At 61.8% G+C, this 19338-nt stretch carries 19 protein-coding genes; 15 read left to right on the top strand and 4 right to left on the bottom strand.

The window, feature by feature from the left end:
- Positions 1-6 precede the first annotated feature (6 nt).
- On the bottom strand, positions 7-1035 hold the full coding sequence (locus tag AC1DDS_RS08905) for an ABC transporter substrate-binding protein (protein ID WP_477478552.1): 1029 nt from the start codon (positions 1033-1035) through the stop codon (positions 7-9).
- Between the two features lie 199 nt (positions 1036-1234).
- Between AC1DDS_RS08905 and AC1DDS_RS08900 the strand changes: the two genes are divergently transcribed.
- A complete protein-coding gene (locus AC1DDS_RS08900; RefSeq protein WP_310417661.1) occupies positions 1235-1876 on the top strand; it encodes a helix-turn-helix domain-containing protein in 642 nt (213 codons plus the stop codon).
- Positions 1877-1984: 108 nt separating this feature from the next.
- Here the strand turns inward: AC1DDS_RS08900 and AC1DDS_RS08895 are convergent, their stop codons facing one another.
- Complete coding sequence (locus AC1DDS_RS08895; protein ID WP_405030211.1) at positions 1985-2170, bottom strand: tautomerase family protein; 186 nt, start codon at positions 2168-2170, stop codon at positions 1985-1987.
- Positions 2171-2285: 115 nt separating this feature from the next.
- Here AC1DDS_RS08895 and AC1DDS_RS08890 point away from each other — a divergent pair, with 115 nt between their 5' ends.
- Positions 2286-3140, top strand: a complete 855-nt coding sequence (locus AC1DDS_RS08890; protein ID WP_477478551.1) for an N-acyl homoserine lactonase family protein — start codon at positions 2286-2288, stop codon at positions 3138-3140.
- Positions 3141-3687: 547 nt separating this feature from the next.
- On the opposite strand, the gene AC1DDS_RS08885 is transcribed toward AC1DDS_RS08890, so the two are convergent.
- A complete protein-coding gene (locus tag AC1DDS_RS08885) occupies positions 3688-4896 on the bottom strand; it encodes a hydantoinase/carbamoylase family amidase (RefSeq protein ID WP_477478550.1) in 1209 nt (402 codons plus the stop codon).
- Between the two features lie 144 nt (positions 4897-5040).
- Here AC1DDS_RS08885 and AC1DDS_RS08880 point away from each other — a divergent pair, with 144 nt between their 5' ends.
- From AC1DDS_RS08880 to AC1DDS_RS08855, 6 genes are all read left to right on the top strand, one after another.
- Positions 5041-5949, top strand: coding sequence for a LysR family transcriptional regulator (locus tag AC1DDS_RS08880; protein WP_477478549.1), 909 nt, complete (start codon positions 5041-5043; stop codon positions 5947-5949).
- Positions 5950-6075: 126 nt separating this feature from the next.
- A complete protein-coding gene (locus AC1DDS_RS08875) occupies positions 6076-7080 on the top strand; it encodes a hypothetical protein (RefSeq protein WP_477478548.1) in 1005 nt (334 codons plus the stop codon).
- A 160-nt stretch (positions 7081-7240) separates the two neighbouring features.
- Positions 7241-8098 (top strand): ABC transporter substrate-binding protein, encoded by an 858-nt coding sequence (locus AC1DDS_RS08870; protein ID WP_477478547.1) that lies wholly within the window; start codon positions 7241-7243, stop codon positions 8096-8098.
- A complete protein-coding gene (locus tag AC1DDS_RS08865) occupies positions 8098-8982 on the top strand; it encodes an amino acid ABC transporter permease (RefSeq protein WP_477478546.1) in 885 nt (294 codons plus the stop codon). The genes AC1DDS_RS08870 and AC1DDS_RS08865 overlap by 1 nt, the downstream gene beginning before the upstream one ends.
- A complete protein-coding gene (locus AC1DDS_RS08860) occupies positions 8979-9758 on the top strand; it encodes an amino acid ABC transporter ATP-binding protein (RefSeq protein WP_477478545.1) in 780 nt (259 codons plus the stop codon). The genes AC1DDS_RS08865 and AC1DDS_RS08860 overlap by 4 nt, the downstream gene beginning before the upstream one ends.
- 18 nt (positions 9759-9776) lie before the next feature.
- Entirely contained in the window at positions 9777-10718 is a 942-nt protein-coding gene (locus AC1DDS_RS08855; protein ID WP_477478544.1) for an arginase family protein, read from the top strand.
- Positions 10719-11203: 485 nt separating this feature from the next.
- On the opposite strand, the gene AC1DDS_RS08850 is transcribed toward AC1DDS_RS08855, so the two are convergent.
- On the bottom strand, positions 11204-12133 hold the full coding sequence (locus AC1DDS_RS08850; protein ID WP_477478543.1) for an MYG1 family protein: 930 nt from the start codon (positions 12131-12133) through the stop codon (positions 11204-11206).
- 468 nt (positions 12134-12601) lie between these two features.
- Between AC1DDS_RS08850 and AC1DDS_RS08845 the strand changes: the two genes are divergently transcribed.
- The 7 genes from AC1DDS_RS08845 to AC1DDS_RS08815 are packed head-to-tail and all read left to right on the top strand — an operon-like array spanning position 12602 to position 19324.
- Positions 12602-14140 carry an ABC transporter substrate-binding protein gene (locus AC1DDS_RS08845; RefSeq protein WP_477478542.1) on the top strand — a complete coding sequence of 513 codons (1539 nt, stop codon included), beginning with the start codon at positions 12602-12604 and terminating at the stop codon, positions 14138-14140.
- A gap of 54 nt (positions 14141-14194) precedes the next feature.
- Entirely contained in the window at positions 14195-15121 is a 927-nt protein-coding gene (locus tag AC1DDS_RS08840) for an ABC transporter permease (protein ID WP_477478541.1), read from the top strand.
- Entirely contained in the window at positions 15118-15837 is a 720-nt protein-coding gene (locus tag AC1DDS_RS08835; protein ID WP_477478540.1) for a PIG-L deacetylase family protein, read from the top strand. The genes AC1DDS_RS08840 and AC1DDS_RS08835 overlap by 4 nt, the downstream gene beginning before the upstream one ends.
- A complete protein-coding gene (locus tag AC1DDS_RS08830) occupies positions 15834-16727 on the top strand; it encodes an ABC transporter permease (protein ID WP_477478539.1) in 894 nt (297 codons plus the stop codon). Before AC1DDS_RS08835 ends, AC1DDS_RS08830 begins: the two co-directional genes overlap by 4 nt.
- Positions 16724-17722: an ABC transporter ATP-binding protein gene (locus AC1DDS_RS08825; RefSeq protein WP_477478538.1), complete on the top strand. Its 999-nt coding sequence runs from the start codon at positions 16724-16726 to the stop codon at positions 17720-17722. Before AC1DDS_RS08830 ends, AC1DDS_RS08825 begins: the two co-directional genes overlap by 4 nt.
- A complete protein-coding gene (locus AC1DDS_RS08820; RefSeq protein ID WP_477478537.1) occupies positions 17719-18516 on the top strand; it encodes an ABC transporter ATP-binding protein in 798 nt (265 codons plus the stop codon). Before AC1DDS_RS08825 ends, AC1DDS_RS08820 begins: the two co-directional genes overlap by 4 nt.
- A gap of 16 nt (positions 18517-18532) precedes the next feature.
- Positions 18533-19324 carry an SDR family NAD(P)-dependent oxidoreductase gene (locus AC1DDS_RS08815; protein WP_477478536.1) on the top strand — a complete coding sequence of 264 codons (792 nt, stop codon included), beginning with the start codon at positions 18533-18535 and terminating at the stop codon, positions 19322-19324.
- The last annotated feature ends 14 nt before the right edge of the window (positions 19325-19338 follow it).

Genomic DNA, 19338 nt, shown 5'->3' with positions numbered 1-19338 from the left:
CGGTTCTCACTGGATCTCCTGCTGCCACCGGTCGTTCCACGCGGAAAGCTGGGTGGAGATCGCGGGCTCGTCCATGTAGCGGAATTGCGTATCGGCGGGGACCACCTCGCGCAGCTCGGGCGAAACCGCCGCCTGCGTGTTGATCGGCAGGCAGCCGAGCTCTTTTGCAATGCCTTCCTGCGCGTCCTTGCTGATGGCAAAATCGATGAAGCGGGTGGCCGCCTCGACATCCGCTCCCTTGAGCATGACGATATTGTTGATGCTGACCGGGATGAAGGGTTTTGGCGATACGAAGCGGAACTGCGGGCCGGCCTTGCGCAGGCTGAAATAGTTGGCGACCGGCGCAAAGGCGATGACGTCGATCTCGCCGGACGACAGAAGGCGAACCTGCTCGGCATCGGACGTGGTGAAGATCGAGAAGTTGGGCTTCATCGCCTTGGCCAGTTCGAAGCCGGGATCGACATTCTTCTCGTCGCCGCCGGCAAGCGCGGCCAGAAGCGCGATGAACAATCCGTTGTAGTTCGCGCCGTAAGGCGCACCGATCTTACCCTTCAGCCGCTCATCCTTGAGATCGGTCCATTCCTTGATCTCGAACGGCGTCGTTTCCGCATTGTAGATAATACCGTAGGGCAGATTCCAGACGCCGACGAAATTTTCGTTGGCCATGTTTGCCGGCAGTTGCGCGGCATTGGCGAGCTTGTCGACCGGGATCGTCTCAAGCAGGCCATCGCGCATGGCCAACGTTGCAGGCGAGATGGCGGAAAGCCAGAGGTCGTCATCCATACGCCCCTTGTTGGCGCGAAGCGCCGCCAACGTCTCCATGGACGAGGACTGGAGCTGGATCTCGGAGGCGATGCCGCTTTGCGAGGCGAACGGATCCATCCAGTTGGCACGCATCGCCTCGCCATAGGCCCCTCCCCAGGCGATGACCTTCAGGAGCTTTTCCTGTGCCATGAGGCTGGACGTGCCGGCAAGGCCAAGCGCGCTGCAGGCGGCCGCCAGCTTCATGAAGTCCCGGCGATTGAAAGTGCTCATGCTTCCCCTCCTCATTTGACGCGGCCCGCAGACCCGTCGACCATTCCATACCCGCATGCCCACCCTCCTCCAGGGCGATATCGGCATGTTTCCTATAATGAATAATAGTCCCTGAAGGAAATGCAAGCATATTTTTGGTGCATTCGTATCTTCTCCGTGCTACGGGGCAAAAAACAGGAAACCGCGCGGAGGCAGCGTCGTGAACGGCGATCTATTTCGCAGCAAGAATGAAGACCCGGCCGTCGCAGGGCCGGAAGAACCGGGGCACGGCTTCCACCCCGAACAGTCGGTCGGCGCGCGGTTGCGGGCCATCCGGCAGGCACGGCGCTGGACCCTGGAAGAGGCCAGCAAACGCAGTTCTGTCGGGCGTTCCACCCTGTCCAAGATCGAAAATGATCTGATGTCGCCAACCTTCGATCTCCTGAAGAAGATCACTCGTGGCATGCAGATCGATCTCGTGGAGCTTTTCGACGAGCGGCAACAGGAGCTAGAGCCGCGCGGGCGCAGGAGCATCACCCGCAGAGGCGAGGGAAAAGTCAATCTAACCCGGGCCTACAGCCACGAGTTGATCGCCACTGACATGAAATCGAAGCGCATGCTGCCGTTCCGCACAACCGTCAAGGCGCGCTCCCTCGACGATTTCAGTGGCTGGGAGCGCCACGACGGCGAGGAAGTGCTGATGGTCGCATCGGGCACGGTCGAGGTCCACACCGAGTATTATGCGCCGACGCGGCTCGAAGTCGGCGACTCGATCTATTTCGACAGTCGCATGGGCCATTGCGTGATCTCAGTGGGCGAGAGCGACGCAGAAGTCCTCTGGGTCAGCTCAGGCGCAATGTAGCACTCCGCGTACGCTTCGTCTGCTGCCGGCCCCAGAAAAATTACAAAAAAACAAAGAGATGGCGCGCTCTGGCGATACGCTCCTGCGCCAGAGCGGCAACGTTTAGCCTTACTCCTGCGACAGCAACTTGCCTGCGATGGCCCAGTCTTCGCGAGCTTTCTCGTCGAAGACAACAGTCACGTCTTCGGGCTTCGACCCGAAATGATCGACGAGCGCGGCCGTCAACGCCTCGGCCGCCTCGGCTTTTTGCTGCCGGCTGCGACCCTTCAGAAACGATACACGAATAACGGGCATGCCTTTTCCCTTCCTGGAGACCGGTCCATAATCCTCCTAAGCGCACAATCATCTCCTTGCAACAGCAAAAATTTCTGATAGGAAACATTTGCATTTAAAAATGGAGATTATTTCGATGACTCTTACCGTGCAGGTGCTGAACTTCGGCAACATTCGCGGCGACTGGACCGCGCAGCTCGCCGGCCGCAAGCAGGGCCGCCGCGTGCTCACGCCGACCAACGCGTTCCTGATCCAGGGCGGAAAATACCCGGTTCTGGTCGATGCCGGCACGCGCAGCGTCGAGGCCCTGACGCGCCTGCCGCTCGGGCTGGAAACGGAATTTGGGCAAGAGCACAGCCTGGAGGCGCAGCTTGCGAGCCATGGCGTTCGCCCCGAGGATATCGGGATGATCATCCTGACCCATCTTCATGTCGACCACGCTGGCTATCTCGACCGTTTCCCGATGGCCACCCCGGTCATGCTCTGCCGCAGGGAGCTCGAATTTGCATTCAGCGGCGCCAGCCCGATGGATTATGCGCCGGAAGATCTCCATCACATCGTCGAGCGGCTCTATACGCCAGGCGCGCTTGGCATGTTCGACCTGTCCTTTGGTGAGCGCGCGCCCGTCATGCCAGGCATCAGCGTCGTGTGCCTGGCCGGCCATACACCCGGCAGCATCGCCGTCGTCGTCGAGACGGAAGCCGGCGCGGTCTGCATCTGTGGCGACGTCGTCTACGACGTCCACGGCACGTTCGTCGAACGGACCGGCCAGACCCATGCCTTCGAACCGCAGACCTCCGGCAATTTCGCAACCAGTCGGGTCGAGGAAAAGCGCGCGATCAAGCTGGCCGCAAGTCTCGGCCGGTTCCTCTACCCCTCCCACGACCACCACGGCGCGGTCATGGAAGACGGCCAGATCGTCGGGCGCATCGGCCGCACCATTCCCGGTCCGCTGCTCCCCCTCGACCCGCGATACGCCACAGCGCCTTGATCGATCGCAGGGCTCGCGGCTGCCGTGGCAGAATCCCATGTTGCGGCAGCCGGACCGAGCCAGAACGGGAGCTGGCAGCCGCGACTCTCCCAGCGGTCATCTTGAGCACGAAGGAACACCGCAGGGAAATGATGACATCGAATCGGGGGCTGATTTCGCGTAGTGGGGGCATCGAACGCGATGCATCCTGGCTCGACATATTGAGCACAAGGGTGCGAACCCGTAACAAGCCCTTGCACAGGGCTCGTGAGAACGGCTCAATTGGCGCTTCTCGCCTTTCCGCCGCAACGGCTGAACGGGAGTCCTGATCGCTTCTAACTTTCTCAGCGGCCATCGGATGGCCGCTTTCCACGTTTCGGGCATACAGAGTATCGGATCGACTCCTGGAAGCCGACGGTCTGCCTGGGCAGTGACACACGATTTGTCTCAAGGGCACTGACGTAGCGACCTTTGGTCTGGACGAGGCGATCTCGGGCAGAGACTTTTAGACCGCAATGTCACGTAGTTTTCGCCACCCTCCCTAAAGCTCCCCAAAACGGCAATCTTTCTATTTCAAGCTGTTGACGACCTCAGCCAGCACTTCGGCGCCCAGCGCCAGGTCCGCCCTGTCGGTGTCTTCCGCAAAATTGTGGCTGATGCCGCCCTTGGAAGGCACGAACAGCATGGCCATGGGAAGAACGCTCGACACATTGGCCGCATCGTGAAGAGCACCAGAAGGCATCCGGCGCCAGCGTCCCGGGGCCAGATGCTCGGCGGCTCCGACCATGGCCTCCACCAATGTTGCGTTTGACTGTGTCGGCGCGATCAGATCGCAGCCGAAATGCTGCCATTCGAGGCCAAGACTGCCAGCTGTCTCACGTGCGGTGGCGTAGATGATCTCTCTCATCCGGTCGAGCCGTGCATCGTCAGCGTCACGCCACTGGATCGTGAAATCCGCGCGGCCCGGAACGATCGAATTGGCGTTCGGATGAAGATCGACATGTCCGACAGTCCATACGGTCGCTGGAGTAGCCACTTCCGCCAGCCGGTCGTTCACCACTGAAACGAAACGGTTCAAACCCTGGAAGGCGTCACGGCGCAAATGCATCGGCGTTGTGCCGGCGTGGTTCTGCTCGCCGAGAAAACGCATCTTTTCGGTTCGGATACCGACGATATTCTCCACAACACCAATGCTTTCGCCGGCAGTATCAAGCACCGGCCCCTGTTCGATATGGATCTCCAGGAATGCCGAGAAGCGATCTGTAGGGACCTCCCGTGCGTCAGGTAAACCGGTGCGCTCCAGCCGAGCCTCCCCGAGGCGAAGACCCGCGCCATCGCGGCATTCATCGGCTTCTTCCAACGACATCAAGCCCGTCCAGACGCGACTTCCCGGTAGCGTCGAAAAGCGTCCCTCCTCGTCCTGGAAGGATACGCAGGCGACCGGAGGACCGCCTTGCTCCAGGCTTGCCCGAGCGATCTCAAGCCCAACGATGACACCATAGGCGCCATCCAGCCAGCCACCCTCGGGCTGGGTATCGGAGTGCGAGCCGACCAGAATGCATTTTTCGTTTCCAGGCGGCAGGCCGAAGACGTTACCTATGGCGTCGACAGAAACCTCCAGCCCCGCCTCTTCCATCCGTTCGGCCAGCCATATCCGTGCTAATCGGTCGGCTTCGGAATAGGCCGGGCGGACCACGCCGGTTTTCATCGCACCGATACTGCGCAGCGTGTCCAGATCGGCGAGCATGCGCTGAGTATTTATCCTGAAACGGGCCATCGTCGATCTCATCCCTCTGAAGAGGCCGCAGCCCCTCTCCCGAAACGCCACAATCCTGCAGCTTTAAGCCTAGCCTGTCCGATATTGCGGAGAAAGGTTCAAGATGGTTAGTTCACTTGCCGATTTGCGCAAGTGTGAGTTCGAATGGCCCGCTTTCTGACTTCCAGTTACGACGTACGCCACCTGCGTACATTTCTCGCCGTCGTCGAGCATGGTGGCTTGTCTTCCGCCGCCTATCGACTTGGCGTGAGCCTTTCCAGCGTCAGTCGTGACCTAACTGCGTTTGAGACGCGGCTCGGCCTTGAATTGTGCCGGCGCGGCCGCTCCGGCTTTTCGCTCACGCCGCAGGGCGAGGACGTCTACCAGGCAGCGGTCGGCTTGCGTTCGGTTCTGCAATCGTTCGAGGAAACCGTAGAGAACACGCGCCAGTCCCTTGGCGGCACCCTGATGCTCGGCACCATAGACAGCGTAATCACCAATCCGAATGCGGGAATAGTGGCGGCGCTGGCGAGGATGCATCGCATGTTCCCGGAAATGCAGGTCAATGTCAGCATGCACACGGTCTCGATCATCGACATGTATGTGCGCGACAGTAAGCTGGATGTCGGGATTACCGGTCAACCCGAAGGGCTGGAGCAGTTGGTTTACGAGCCGGCCTTCGTGGAAAGCCATCAGCTCTACATAGCCCGCCATTCGCCCTATTTCGACCTCGCCCGCCAGATGGGCGACAAGCCGCAAGGCCATACGAGGCCGCGCGTGCCCTACATCGCGCGGGAGTACCGTACGGATATTTTCAAGCCGTTCGAACGCGAGTATCCGTTTCAGGTCGTGGCCCGCGGCAGCACACTCGAGGCCATTCTGGCCTCCGTTCTTGCCGGCGTCGGATGCGCGCTCCTGCCCTCGCATCTGGTGCAGAGCGCGGGCGATGCCCAGATTGTCGAAATCAAGACACGGCATACGCCCATCGATGTCCAGTTCCATTTTGCCTATCGGCGCGACGCAGCCAAGCGCCGCGCGATCCGAGCCATGCTCGACTGCTTCCGCAAACGGTAGCGGCCTACCGGTCTCCATACTCCGGCCTTCACTTGCAGTTTATGCAAGTTCGATTGCGTCCTTTGAGCTTTTGTCAACTTCGATTTCGGTGAACGTTCACGAACCTTGCAATGTATGGAGGAATGCATGGCTGCTTCGATGTCGGCGACTTCACCCCTGGACCAGATCCATGTCGAGTCCGAATGGGCTCCGCTCAGGGAATGCGTCTATGGATCGCCTGACACCTGGGTTCTGCCGGTCTTCCTCAGCGACGTGAAGCTGCGCGCCCAGGGCGAGTTCGGCGAGTTCTGGGCAAAGAACCAGGGTCGCGACGTCAAGGATGCCTCCCCCGAGCTGTTTGCCGAATTCAACAGCCAGATCAACGGCGCGATCGGCCTTCTGGAAAAGCATGGTGTGAAGGTTCATGTGGCCGGCGAAATCAGCGCCAGTAACCGCAAATATCCGCGCGGACAGGACCATGGCGTTTCAACGCCCTGGATGCGCGACCCCTTCGTGACCATCGGCAACAATGTCATCGAACTGGCGCCGCGCAGCTTCTTCCATCGACGCCAGCGCTTTGCCATCCGCGAAATCCTCGCTGGCACCATGGATCGCGGCGCGCGCTACTTCTCCCAGCCTGACGGAGGGGCTGACGACTATAATGAAGGCCCGGGATGGGGATATCTGGAAGGCGGCGACGTCTTCGTGCTTGGCAAGGATATTTTGGTCGGCAATTCGGGCGGCTGCAGCAATCCCGAGGGCGCGCGCTGGCTACAGCACATGCTGGGACCGGACTATCGCGTCCAGACGGTCACGATCGACCCGATGTTCCCGCATCTCGATTGCGTGCTGATGACGCCGCGCGAGGGCGTCGCCGTCGCCTGCATGGAGGCGCTGCCCGACGGGCTGCCAGCCTTCATGAAGGACTGGGACGTCTTTGCCGTTCCGAAGAGCCTCGCCAAGGGCCATATGGGCTGCAACAATCTCGTGCTCGACGACCAGACCGTCGTCGTCCCCTCGGAAGAGGCGCTGGACCCGGTGGCGGAGGCGCTTGCCGCCCGCAAATTCGAGGTCATTCGCATTCCCTATCGCGTGCCCTGCATGGCTGGCGGCTCCTTCCGCTGCGCTCATCAGCCGCTGATCCGCGTCTAGGGCATTTCCAGCCGAAACGGAATCGCTCCGGATCGGACAACGCGGAAAAACAAAGCACGAGAGTGCGCGCGGAAACAATCGCGCCGACATCGGGCGGCGCGGCTCACCCAACAATCGAAAAGGGATCGGGTTCATCCAGCCCGCAATCGGAGGAAAATTCATGTGGAAACTTGCGTCCATTCTGCCCGCCATCGCGGTGCTGTCGTGTGTAACATTTGCGTCGGCCAGCTTTGCCGCACCGAACGAGAAGCTCCCCGAAGCGATAAAGGCGTCGGGCGTGCTGGTGCTCGGCACGACATCCAGCATCGGCCTGCCGTGGACCGGCATCGAAGAAGGCACCAGCGACGTCTATGTCGGCGTTGAACCCGACCTCGCCGCCGAGATCGCCAAGCGTTTGGGCCTGAAACTCGAAGTAAACAACCTCGGCTTTGACTCGCTCATCCCCAGCCTCGAAGCCAATCGCATCAACATCATCATGTCCGACATGCTGGATACACCGGTTCGCCAGAAGAAGGTCGATTTCGTCGATCACATCATGGGCGGTTCCGCCATGATGCAGAAGACCGGTTCCGAGCAACAGATCGCGTCCCTTGACGACGTCTGCGGCCTCAAGGCTTCGGCGTTGCGCGGCTCCATGGAATCGCTGTCGATCTCCAAGCAGTCGGAAAAGTGCGTCGCCGAAGGCAAGCCCGCTATCGAAGTGCAGCTCTTCCCTGACACCGGCGCGCAGATAACGGCCCTCAACAGCAATCGCACCGATGTGGCGATGAGCGACCTCATCTATGTCGGCATGCTCGCCAACAAGCAGCCCGAACAGTTCACGATGGTCGGCGAGCCGTTCAACTTCGGCCCGTGCGGCATCGCTGTCCCGAAGGATTCGCCGCTCGGTCCGCTGATCGCTGAAACCCTCGATGCGATGATCGCCGACGGTACCTATGCCGAGATCATGGAGCGAAACGGCTTCGTCCCGCAGTCTTACGTCACCAAGGCTGTCATAAACGGCGGCGTGGACCGGTAATGGCCACGTCCGGCAAACTGGCAGGGCTGCCGTCCGTACTCACGGACGAGCAGCTTGCATCGGCGCGGCTTTTGCCGCGCAGGCAGCCATGGACCTGGGTTGCGGCCGTCGTCGTCATCCTGGTGCTTGCGAACGCGCTCTATTCGATCCTCACCAATCCGGGCTTCGGATGGCCGGTCGTCGGCGAGTATTTCTTCGCACCGCAGGTCATGGCGGGTCTCTTCACCACCCTGATGCTGACAGCGATTTCGATGACACTGGCGCTGGTGCTCGGCATCGTCGTCGCAGTTTCGGCTGCCAGCAGCAACCCGGTGCTGTCATCGGTCGCCAAGGGTTACATCTGGATCTTCCGCGCCATTCCACTGCTGGTCCAGATCATCTTTTGGTACAATCTGGCGGCGCTCTATCCGAAACTGGGCTTGGGCCTCCCCTTCCTGCCCTCGTTCATCGAGTTCGACACCAACAGCGTGATAACCGCTGTCAGCGCGGCCATCATCGCAATGTCCATGAACGAAGGCGCCTACATGGCCGAAATTGTCCGCTCGGGTCTCAACTCGGTGGATTCGGGGCAACGCGAAGCCGCCCGCGCACTCGGCATGTCCTCCTGGGATTCCTTCCGGCGCATCGTGATGCCGCAGGCTATGCGCGTCATCATTCCGCCAACCGGCAACGAAACGCTGTCCATGTTGAAATATACCTCGCTGGTCAGCGTCATCGCCTTGCCGGACCTGCTCTATTCAACGCAGCTCATCTCCTCGCGCAACTTCGAAGTCATCCCAATGCTTCTCGTCGCCAGCCTCTGGTACCTGCTCGTCAGCACGATCCTGATGATCATACAGTCCGCCATCGAGCGGCACTTCGCAAAATCGGTGGTGCGCCCATGAGCGGCTTTGTGGTCAACCCTATCCGCGCGCGCGGCATCCGCAAATCGTTCGGCGCACTGGAAGTCCTGAAAGGCGTCGATCTCGATCTGGCCAAGGGCGAAGTACTGTGCATTCTTGGCCCCTCAGGCTCTGGCAAGAGCACCCTGCTGCGCTGCGTCAACCATCTGGAACGGCCGGATGGCGGCATGATCGAGCTGAACGGCGTGCCGATAGGCTACCGCCTGTCGGGTACGACTTTCCACGAACTGCCTGAGCGCGAAATACAGAAGCAGCGTGCCGCAATGGGCATGGTGTTCCAGCGCTTCAACCTGTTCCCGCACCTGACGGCGCGCCAGAACATCATGGAGGCGCCGCGCCGGGTTCTCGGCCTGTCTGTCGCCGAAGCATCACAGCGCGCCGAGCGCCTGATGAAGCAGGTCGGCCTTGCCGAAAAGATTGACACCTATCCGGGTGCGCTTTCCGGCGGTCAGCAGCAGCGCGTTGCGATTGCCAGGGCGCTCGCGATGGAGCCCGCGGTCATGCTCTTCGACGAGCCCACATCGGCGCTCGACCCCGAACTGGTGGGCGAGGTTCTCGACGTGATGCGTTCCCTCGCCGACTCGCACGCGATGTCGATGATCGTCGTGACCCACGAGATCGGTTTCGCCCGCAGCGTCGCCGACCGCGTCATGTTCATGGATGGCGGCGTCGTGGTGGAACAGGGCAAGCCGCAGGACGTGCTGGCAAACCCTGAGCACGAACGAACCCGCGCCTTCCTGCGCAGAATCCTCGAATAACTTTCCGGAGTACAAACTATGCTCGCCCCTTCATTTCCGACTTTCCTCGGTGCTGATAGCAGCACCGATCCCGCTGGCGTCAAAACGCCCTACGCCTTCCTCGGCATACCCTACGGTCCTGCATACGAGGCCTGGGAGTTGTCGGCAGCCGCCGACGCCGCCGACAAGGTCCGCGCCGCGGCAGTGGCACATGCCTATACCCGCTTCCTTACCCACTGGAATTTCGACATAGGCGAGCCGCAATTCGAGGACGGCAAGCCAAACCTGACCGACCTCGGTAACATTGCCGGCAACGTGCGGGAGCCAGAGCGCATGGTGGAGGACGCGGCAGTCGTGCTCGGCCCGCTTATCAGGGCCGGCGTGGTCCCTGTGGTGATCGGCGGCATGGATTCGGTGCCCCCCATGCTCGTCGCGCCCTTCGAAGGCCACGAGGACATCAATCTCCTCCAGATCGACGCACATATAGACTTTCGCGATGAGATAAACGGCCGGCGCGACGGCTTCTCCAGCCCGATGCGGCGCATCCGCGACTATTCCTGCGTCCACGATCTTGTTCAGGTCGGAGCACGCTCGATCGGCAGCGCACGACGGCAGGAAGTCGAGGCCGCGTTCAAGGCCGGCAACAGGATCGTGACTGCCTGGGATGTGCATGAGAATGGAGCGAAGTGGGTCGCGGAATCACTCGACCTTTCCCGGCGATGGGTCGTCGCGCTAGATTGCGACGGCATGGATCCGACGGTCGCGCCGGGTGTCGGCGCGATAGAGCCGGGCGGGCTGACCTTCATTCAGACGGCGATCCTGCTGAACCACCTGGCCCGAAACAATCGGTTGGCCGGCATCGTCTTTACGGAGTTCCAGCCGGCAAGGGACGTGGGTGACACGACCGCGCACACCATCACCCGCCTGATCCTGAATATTCTTGGGATGCAACGCCAACCGGAGCGCATCAGGCCAAAGTAGCAGTCAGAGGCGATGTCATGTTAACGGACGAGTCTTATGCAACGCTGACGGCGGCATGCGATTGAGCTCGTCGGCGGCAATGATCCGGCCCACAGAGCGGGTTGAGCTATAAAATTTCGACCACCAGTGAAATCCGGTGGTCGAGCCTAGAGCAGTCGATCGACGTCTGCTTTGCGTCCCCGTTTCGGTCATTCAGAGTATCGGATCGAGCTCCTGGAAGCCGACGATCTGCTTTCGCAAATAGGGAAATGCGGCTTGCGGCCGGTGCCCGAATGCCGGAAACAAAGGACAATCTCGAAACCGGCTCCTGCTGCTTCGGCGCCGGCTCGAAGAAAAGCAGGCGCCTATACGCATCGCCTGGTGGGCAGAGGCCGCGTTCGCCTGGAGGCGGAAGGGCGACTCGTCCTTGAAGCTCCCCGGAGAGTAGTGTGCTTCAGGTTTGGCGGCCGAAGATGCGGCCGGGCAAACCAGGCTTGATCCGGCGTTCAACCGGCTCTTTGCTCTGCGCCCTTAACTGCCAGATCAGCCAGAGCGAGGGCTGCCTCTCGTGTTCTGGCGGCTGCGATAAAACGGCCGTTGTGGCAGAAGCTGGCGCCTTCAACGCCAGTTGTCGCCTCGAGGTCGCTCCCGGTAAGTCCCGCCCAGGCCTCGGGTAGATCGGCACGCAATTCGAAGCCCTCCTCGGCGCGGCGAATTCCGGTCAGGCACCAGTCGGTCTCACGCGGATGGACGACGAACAGCAGATGATCCGCACCTGCCTTGACGATGGCCGGCCGAAACGGCATGCCCATCGGCAGCTCGAGAACGCGTCTCTCTCCAGCAGTCTCGATCGCCCGCAACACCAGCGCTTCGGCACGCATTTTGGCATGTATCCCTTTGATTTTCGCCTCGACGAAACTGCGGGCTATCGCCGCCGCAGCAAGGAATGCCCGATCGGTCGCCTCTGGATCCCGCTCGTCGAAGACAGGTTTCAACGTCTCCAGTAGAGACGGCAGGGTCAGGCTGGCCAGCAAGCCGGCGCTGTCCGGGCTGAGTGCACCATTGTCGACAAGGTCGACCGGCAGCACGAAGCTCGCATCGAAAGCGGCATGCACCGTCTCGATAAAGCCGTCCGGGACAGAGAGGGTGGCCAGATAATCGCGTCCGAAATGTTTCCAGATCAACCCGAACGAACTGTAGGGCCGACCGTCGTCGCGTTGCGGTGCTCCACGCTGGTGATGGTCGAAGATCCGGGCCACCGCATCGTAGGCGCCACCGACATCGTAGACGATACGATCAGCGCCGGCCGCGATCCATTCGTGCGCCCTGCTTCGAACCAGCCGCGCTTGCGGGAATAGCCGCGTGAGGACGACGGTGGACAAGACTTCGTCGGCATGAAAGCCGCCGGAATGCGTGACGAGGAAATCTGGAGTCATGCCAGGACCTTGTGTTTGAAAATTCTGCCGAGCGGCAAATAGCCAGTTTCCGGCATCATCTCAATCGACTTCCTGCAACCGCGAGAACCGTTGCCGCCGGCCTGACGCCGCCGCCCGCTCGCTGAAAGAAACTGGATCCTGAACCTTCCCCCCGGCGACCTGCCGCCTGGCACCGCAAACTCAACGATCGCGATGCCTTAGTTGTCGGTCCGTCGCTAAACCAGCCGTTCATGTCCGAGCGATTTGTGCCCACAGGTTCATCGCTGCGGCGCGCAGCTCGCGATAGTGGCTGTTCGCCGAACACTCCATGCCATGAAATATCCGGGCGACTTTTGCGTAGCCCGCAGGGCACGCCAACTGCCGTGAGCTATTTTTTCAACGGCGGCCTAAAACGCTTGACATACGGTATACCGTATTTACTAATTGGGGAGGAGATACACCGCAACGAGAGACACAACGGGGGAGCAGATGACCAATTTGACAGGCAACGTCACCGGTTTAGCGTCAATGAACCTCAGCCGGCGCAGACTTCTTCAAAGCGCAGCGGCTGCAGGTCTTGTCAGCGTCTTACCGCTTCGGGCGGCGGCCCAGGGGACCCCTGAAGGCACTCTGGTGTTCGGCAATGCGGAGCCGCCAACATCGAACTACTGGGATCCTGCCGCCGGCTTTGGTCTCGTGGACGAGCAGGTGGCATCGCTGGTGCATGATTCCCTGCTCTCCTTCGGCGAAAAGGGCGAGATCACCCCCGGCCTCGCGACGACCTGGGCCATCAAGGACGATCGCACCGTCGCCCTGACTCTGCGCGAGGGCGTCACCTTCCACGACGGCACGCCTTTGACGGCCGAGGACGTCAAGGCCACCATCGATCGTCTTGGAGAGGGCAGGCTTGCCCAGTCCATGGTCGCGGTGCCGGGGATCTCGGTCACTATCCTGTCCCCAAGCGAGATCGAAGTGGTATCACCGGAGCCGTTTGGCGTGGTGTTGAATGCCCTGGCCTTCATCAAGGTCCTGCCGAAGGCCAATATAGACAATCCCGACAGCTTCAAGACAGGCGCCATGGGGACCGGCCCCTATCGTTTCGTCTCCTACAGCGGCAACGACGTAAAGCTGGAGGCGAACGAAAACTGGTGGGGCGGCACCCCTAAGATCAAGTCTGTCGTCTTCCGTTACATCGAGGATGCCGAGGCCCGCATCAACGCCTTGCTGACCGGCCAGGTCGACATCCTCACCCGCGTGAACGCCGAGTTTCTATCGCGCGTCGAGGGCAATGCGGATTTCAACGTGAACAATCAATCGCCGCCCTCGCAGATCGTCGGTCTCATGCAGCACAACGGCCCGCTTGGGGACGTGAAGCTGCGCCAGGCGGTTGCCTATGCAGTCGACCGTGAGGCGATTGCCGCCTCGGTAATGCGTGGCCTTAATCCGGTCAACTATTCGGCTCTGCCAACCACGTCAGCCTTCTACGAACCTCTGGAGCCGAAGTTTGAACACAACCCCGAGAAGGCGCGCGAGTTGATCGCGCAGTCCTCCTATCCTGACGGCGTGACGCTGCGCATGGCCACGACCACGCTCGTGCCCAACCAGCTTGAAATTGATCAGATCATTGCCGCCTCGCTGCAGCAGGTGGGCATCACAGTGGAGCTGGAACGCTTGGAAGTAGGCGCCTACCGTTCGTCCTACAACACCTACGACATGACGCTCGACACGCTGGCGGTGTTCAATAACGACCCGGATTTCGTGTTGGGCACCTACATCGGCGCCGCCGGCGAGGCGGTGTTCCATCTCAAGGACGAGACTTACGAGAAGCTGCATGCGGCCCAGCGCGCGGCGCCGGCGGAAAGCCGGGCCGAGGCGGTGAAGGCGGCTGCGCAGTATCTTTGGGAGAACCAGATCACCTTCTTCCTGACCGACGAGATCTGGTACTCGATCGTCAACAAGCGGGTGACGGACTATGTCCGCGCGCCGCTGGTTGGCGAGAACCTTGTCCCGCGTGCAACACGCACCTGATCGTTTGCGCGGGGGGGCGTGTGACAGGCACGCCCTTCCGCCCACGAGGTTTCCATGAAGTTCTACATCCTGCAACGGATCATTCAGGCCCTGGTGGTCGTGTCGGCCATCACCGTCGCCGTGTTCGTGGTCCTGCGTCTTTCAGCTGGAGACCCGGCGCGCATCCGTGCGCCGGTGTTCGCGCGGCCCGACGTAATCGAGCAGTATCGACGTGATTTCGGCATCGACAGGCCTATCGTTGAACAACTAGGCTCCTTCATCTCAAGCGCGCTGCGCGGCGATCTTGGCATGTCGTTTCGCTTCCAGGCACCGGTGAGCGAGCTGATTGCTGTTGCCCTTCCGAAGACTCTGGCGCTTGCGGGCGTTTCCCTTGCGATATCGCTGGTTCTGGCTGTTTTCCTGGGCGCGATGGCCGCTACTCGTCCCCGATCGGTCTGGACAGTTTTGAGCACGGTTCTGGCCACGCTCGGCCAGTCGGCTCCGGTATTCTGGACCGGGGCGCTGATGGTGATGCTATTCGCTGTCAATTTCGGATGGCTGCCGGCCGGAGGCTACAATGGCCTTTCCAGCCTGATCCTCCCGGCGATCGCGGTGGCGCTTTCCATACTGCCCACGCAACTTCGCGTGCTGCGCAGCTCCATGCGCGGCGTGCTCGGCGAGGAATATATCCGCACCGCGCATGCCTTCGGCCTCTCGCCGCATCGCATAACCTTCGTCTACGCCCTGAAGAACGCCTGCCTGCCGTTGCTGACCGTGATCGGCGTCGACGTGGGTTATCTATTAGGCGGCGTCATTGTCGCGGAAGTGATCTTCGCCTTTCCAGGCATCGGTGAACTCGCTCTCGTGGCGATGAAGGCTCGCGACTACCCGCTGATCCAAGGCATCACCATCATCACGGCAAGTCTCTTCGTCATCGTCAATCTGCTGATCGACCTCGCCTATGCGGCCGTCGATCCCCGCATTCGCATGGAGAAGCTATGAACATCCTCGCCATCGGAGCCCATCCCGACGATATCGAATGCCTGTGCGCCGGCACCCTCGCGCTCTATGCCCAGGCGGGCCACAGGGTCGTCATGGCCGTGGCCACCAACGGCAATGTCGGTTCGCCCACCTTGTCACGTGAAGAGATCGCGGCGGTGCGGCGCAAGGAGCAGCAGGCTTCCTGTGACCTTATCGGCGCCGAACTGATCTGGATGAATTTCGACGACGAATGGCTGATGAACGAGCGCCCCACGCGCGAGCGTTTCATCGACGTCATTCGACAGGCCGATCCGGATGTCATGTTCATCCACTCGCTGAACGACTATCACCCCGACCACAGGATCGCGGGCCAGGTGGCCGAAGACGCACGCATCCCCGCCTCGGTGCGGTTGGTCGAAACCAGCCTGCCCGCCATCGGCAAGATCCCGCACATGTTCTACATGGACACCGTCGGCAGCGTCGATTTCCAGCCCGAGGCCTATGTAGACATTTCCCCGGTCTTCGAGCTGAAGAAGCGGATGCTCCTCTGCCACGAAAGCCAGGATAGCTGGATGCGTGCGGTCTATGGCGAGGACACCTCGATCACCGACATGATGATCGATCAGGCACGCTCGCGCGGCCATGCCGCCGGCGTCCGTTATGCCGAAGGTTTCCGCGAGGTGCGCACCTACCCTCGAACCGGTTCCTGGGCACTGCTGCCGGGGTTCGGAAAATGACCTCGACAAGCCTTTATGCCGGCCTTGATTCCGGGAGTCCGAAGGCGCGGCGCGGGGTTCTCGCCCGGCTCGAGCTGACCCCGGCGCTGGCTGCCGGGCTGTTGTTGCTTGCGGCAATCGGCGCAGCCGTGACGGCGGCTCCAATTCTGACAGCGGCCGACCCGAATGCAGTGAACTTGCTTGCCGTGCGCAAGCCGCCGTCTGCCGACCACATCTTCGGCACCGACCCCATCGGGCGTGATCTGCTGGCGCGCGTGCTGTTCGGCGGGCGTGTTTCGCTGATGGTCGCTGGCGCGGGCATGATTGGTTCGCTGTTCCTAGGCACGGTTCTGGGTATGATGCGCGCTTTCGGCCCCCAACTGTTGCGCGCAGCGGTCGATCGCATGATCGATATCCAGCTCGCCTTTCCCTACGTGCTTCTCGCCATCGCCATCACCAGCGCGGTCAAGCCCTCGGTACCGGTCCTGATCCTGCTCATGGTGCTCGCGGGCTGGGCGGGCGTGGCGCGGGTCGTGCGCGCGATCGCGCTTCAGGAGCGTTCCAAGGACTACGTCAAAGCGGCAGAGGTCATCGGCGCTTCGCGGCTTCGCATCGCGTGCTTCCACGTTTTTCCAAGCGTCCTGCCCAGCCTGATGGTCCTGGCTGCGATGCAGACTGCCGCGATGATCGTCTTCGAGGCAACGCTCTCCTTCCTCGGCATGGGCATCCAGCCGCCGACCGCGAGCTGGGGCGGCATCATGCTCGAAGGCAAGGATTACATCACCACCTCCTGGTGGCTGACCACGCTGCCCGGCCTTGCCATCATGCTGACATCGCTCAGCCTCGTGCTGATCGGCGACGGGCTTGAATCAAGGACCGAAAAACTGCGCGCAAAGGAGTCCGACGCATGACCGGCACCCCACTGCTCGAGGTCGAGAACCTGACCGTGACCTTTCCGGGCCGCAACGGGCCGTTCCGCGCCGTCGATGGCGTCAGCTTCCGGCTGGCGCCTGGCGAAAGCCTCGTCATCGCCGGAGAATCCGGATCCGGCAAGTCGATGCTGTGCCGAGCGTTGATGAACATCCAGCCGGATTCGGCAAAAGTCGGCGCCGATCGGCTGGAGTGGCAGGGCCGAAGCCTAAAGGGCCTCGACGAACGCGAATGGCGGCAGGTGCGCGGCGGCGAGATCGCCATGATCTTCCAGGACCCGACGGCGGCCCTCAACCCGCTGCTGAGCGTCGGGCGTCAGATCATCGACGCGGTCCTGGCGCATCGGCAGTGCAGCCGGGAGGAGGCACGGGCCCGCGCCATTGAGGTGATGGGGCTGGCCGGCCTGCCTGAGCCCGAGCACCGGCTGGCAAGCTATCCCTCCGAACTGTCCGGCGGCATGCGCCAGCGGGTCGCCATCGCGCTCGCGCTCTCGGCCGGACCGAAACTCATCATTGCCGACGAGGCGACGACCAACCTCGACGTTTCCATCCAGGCCCAGATCGTCACGCTTCTGAAGCGGCTGCGGAAAGAACTCGGCATGGGGCTGATCTTCGTGACCCATGATCTCGACCTTGCCGCCGAGGTCGGTGGCCGCCTGATGGTCATGTATGCGAGTCAGCCGGTTGAGACCGGGGCGGTCGTCGATGTGCTGCGAGACCCCTGTCATCCCTATACCCGCGGCCTCCTGCGTTCCGCGCCCACGCTGCATTCGAGCCGCGACAATCCGTTGCGCCCGATACCGGGACAGACGCCGAAGCCGGGCACGATCGGCACTGGAGCGCCCTTCCGCGATCGTTGCCCTGTGTCGGTTGCAGGGGTTTGCGAGATCAGGCGCGCGGAATGGACGGAAGCCGGGCCGGGACACCGCGTTGCCTGCAATCGCTTCGCACTGGAAGGAAGGGCTGGACTGCCATGACCGCTCCCGTTCTTGAAGCCTCCGCAATCGACAAGGTTTTTATCGGCCGCCGCGAAGGCAAGATCCACCATCACCATGCCCTGCGACAGGTCAGTGCCAGCCTGTCAGAGGGCGAGATCCTCGGCATCGTTGGCGAGAGCGGCAGCGGCAAGACCACGCTGTCGCGGATCATGATCGGCATCGAGTCCGCAAGTTCCGGCGAGATTGCCTTCCGTGGCACGCCGGTACGGAGGCAAGCTGACTGGCGCGCGCTACGCCGCCAGGTGCAATATGTGTTCCAGGACCCGTTCACGGCACTCTGCCCGACGATGCGGATCGGCAAGGCACTGGCCGAACCTCTGGCGATCCACGGGATCTGCCCGACATCCGAACGCCAGCAACGGGTCGCGCAGATGCTGGAGATGGTCGGTCTGCACCCTGACATTGCGGGCCGCCTGCCAGCCCAGCTTTCCGGCGGCCAGCGCCAGCGAGTCAATCTGGCGCGGGCGCTGATGCTGGAGCCGCAGGTGCTGATCTGCGACGAAATCGTCTCCGGGCTCGACGTGTCGGTCCAGGCCCAGGTGCTGGCACTGCTGGTCGAGTTGCAAAAGAAGCTCGGTCTGTCGCTGATCTTCATCTCCCACGATCTGCGGGTGATCCGATATCTCTGTGAACGTGTGCTCGTCATGCATCTGGGCGAGGTGGTCGAGCAAGGGACGACCGAACAGGTTTTTGATGCGCCGTCCCACAATTACACCCGAGCCCTTCTCGCCGCCATTCCCGACCGCAATCGGGTGACTGACACCCCCATTTGAACAATCGGAATGCAAAATGACCGAAGATCTTCGCCCACTCGCCAATCGGCGTGCCCTGGTTACCGGTGCAGCCCGCGGGATAGGAGCGGCCATCGCCGCTGAACTTGCACGGCGGGGTGCCGCAGTGCTGTTGGCCGACATCGACGGCGCGGAACTCGACGCCACGACCGACAGTCTGTCGAGGGGCGGAGCAAGGGTTCATGCTTTCCGCGGTGACGTCACCGCCGAGGCGGAACTTGCCGAAATGGCCCGCACTGCGCAGGCCCGTCTTGGCGGCCTCGACATCCTTGTCAACAATGCGGCAATCCTCGACGCCACGCCCCTCGATGCACTGACGCGCAACCGCTATGCGGAGGTGCAGGAAATCAATCAGAATGCGGCTCTCTGGGTAACAAAGGCCATGCTGCCGCTGTTGGCGGCCTCGCCGCATGCGCGGATCGTGAACATTGCCTCGATCCTCGGTATCCGCGGCACCACCGACAGCCTCGCCTACGCCATTGCCAAGGGCGGTGTGGTCAACATGACCCGCGCGCTCGCGGTCGACCTTGCGCCGAAGGGGGTACTGGTCAACTGCGTCTGCCCCGGCTTCGTAGACACTCGCATGGCAATCCTGCCTGACGGCAGCGGCCACGAGCACGAGGCCGACTGGTTCAGGGATGTCTACATCAAATATGGGCGCATACCCCTGCGCCGCCCCGCACCGCCGGAAGAGATCGCCCGCGCGGCCATGTTCTTCTGCGGCGACGATTGCAGCTATGTGACCGGGCAGATCCTGCTGGTCGATGGCGGTATTTCCGCAACTTTCTGACCTGCCGAGGTAAG

The sequence above is a fragment of the Mycoplana sp. 10N416 genome, assembly GCF_056394765.1.
The sequence above is the reverse complement of the archived record's forward strand: the minus strand, read 5'-3'. Positions and strand labels throughout refer to the sequence as shown.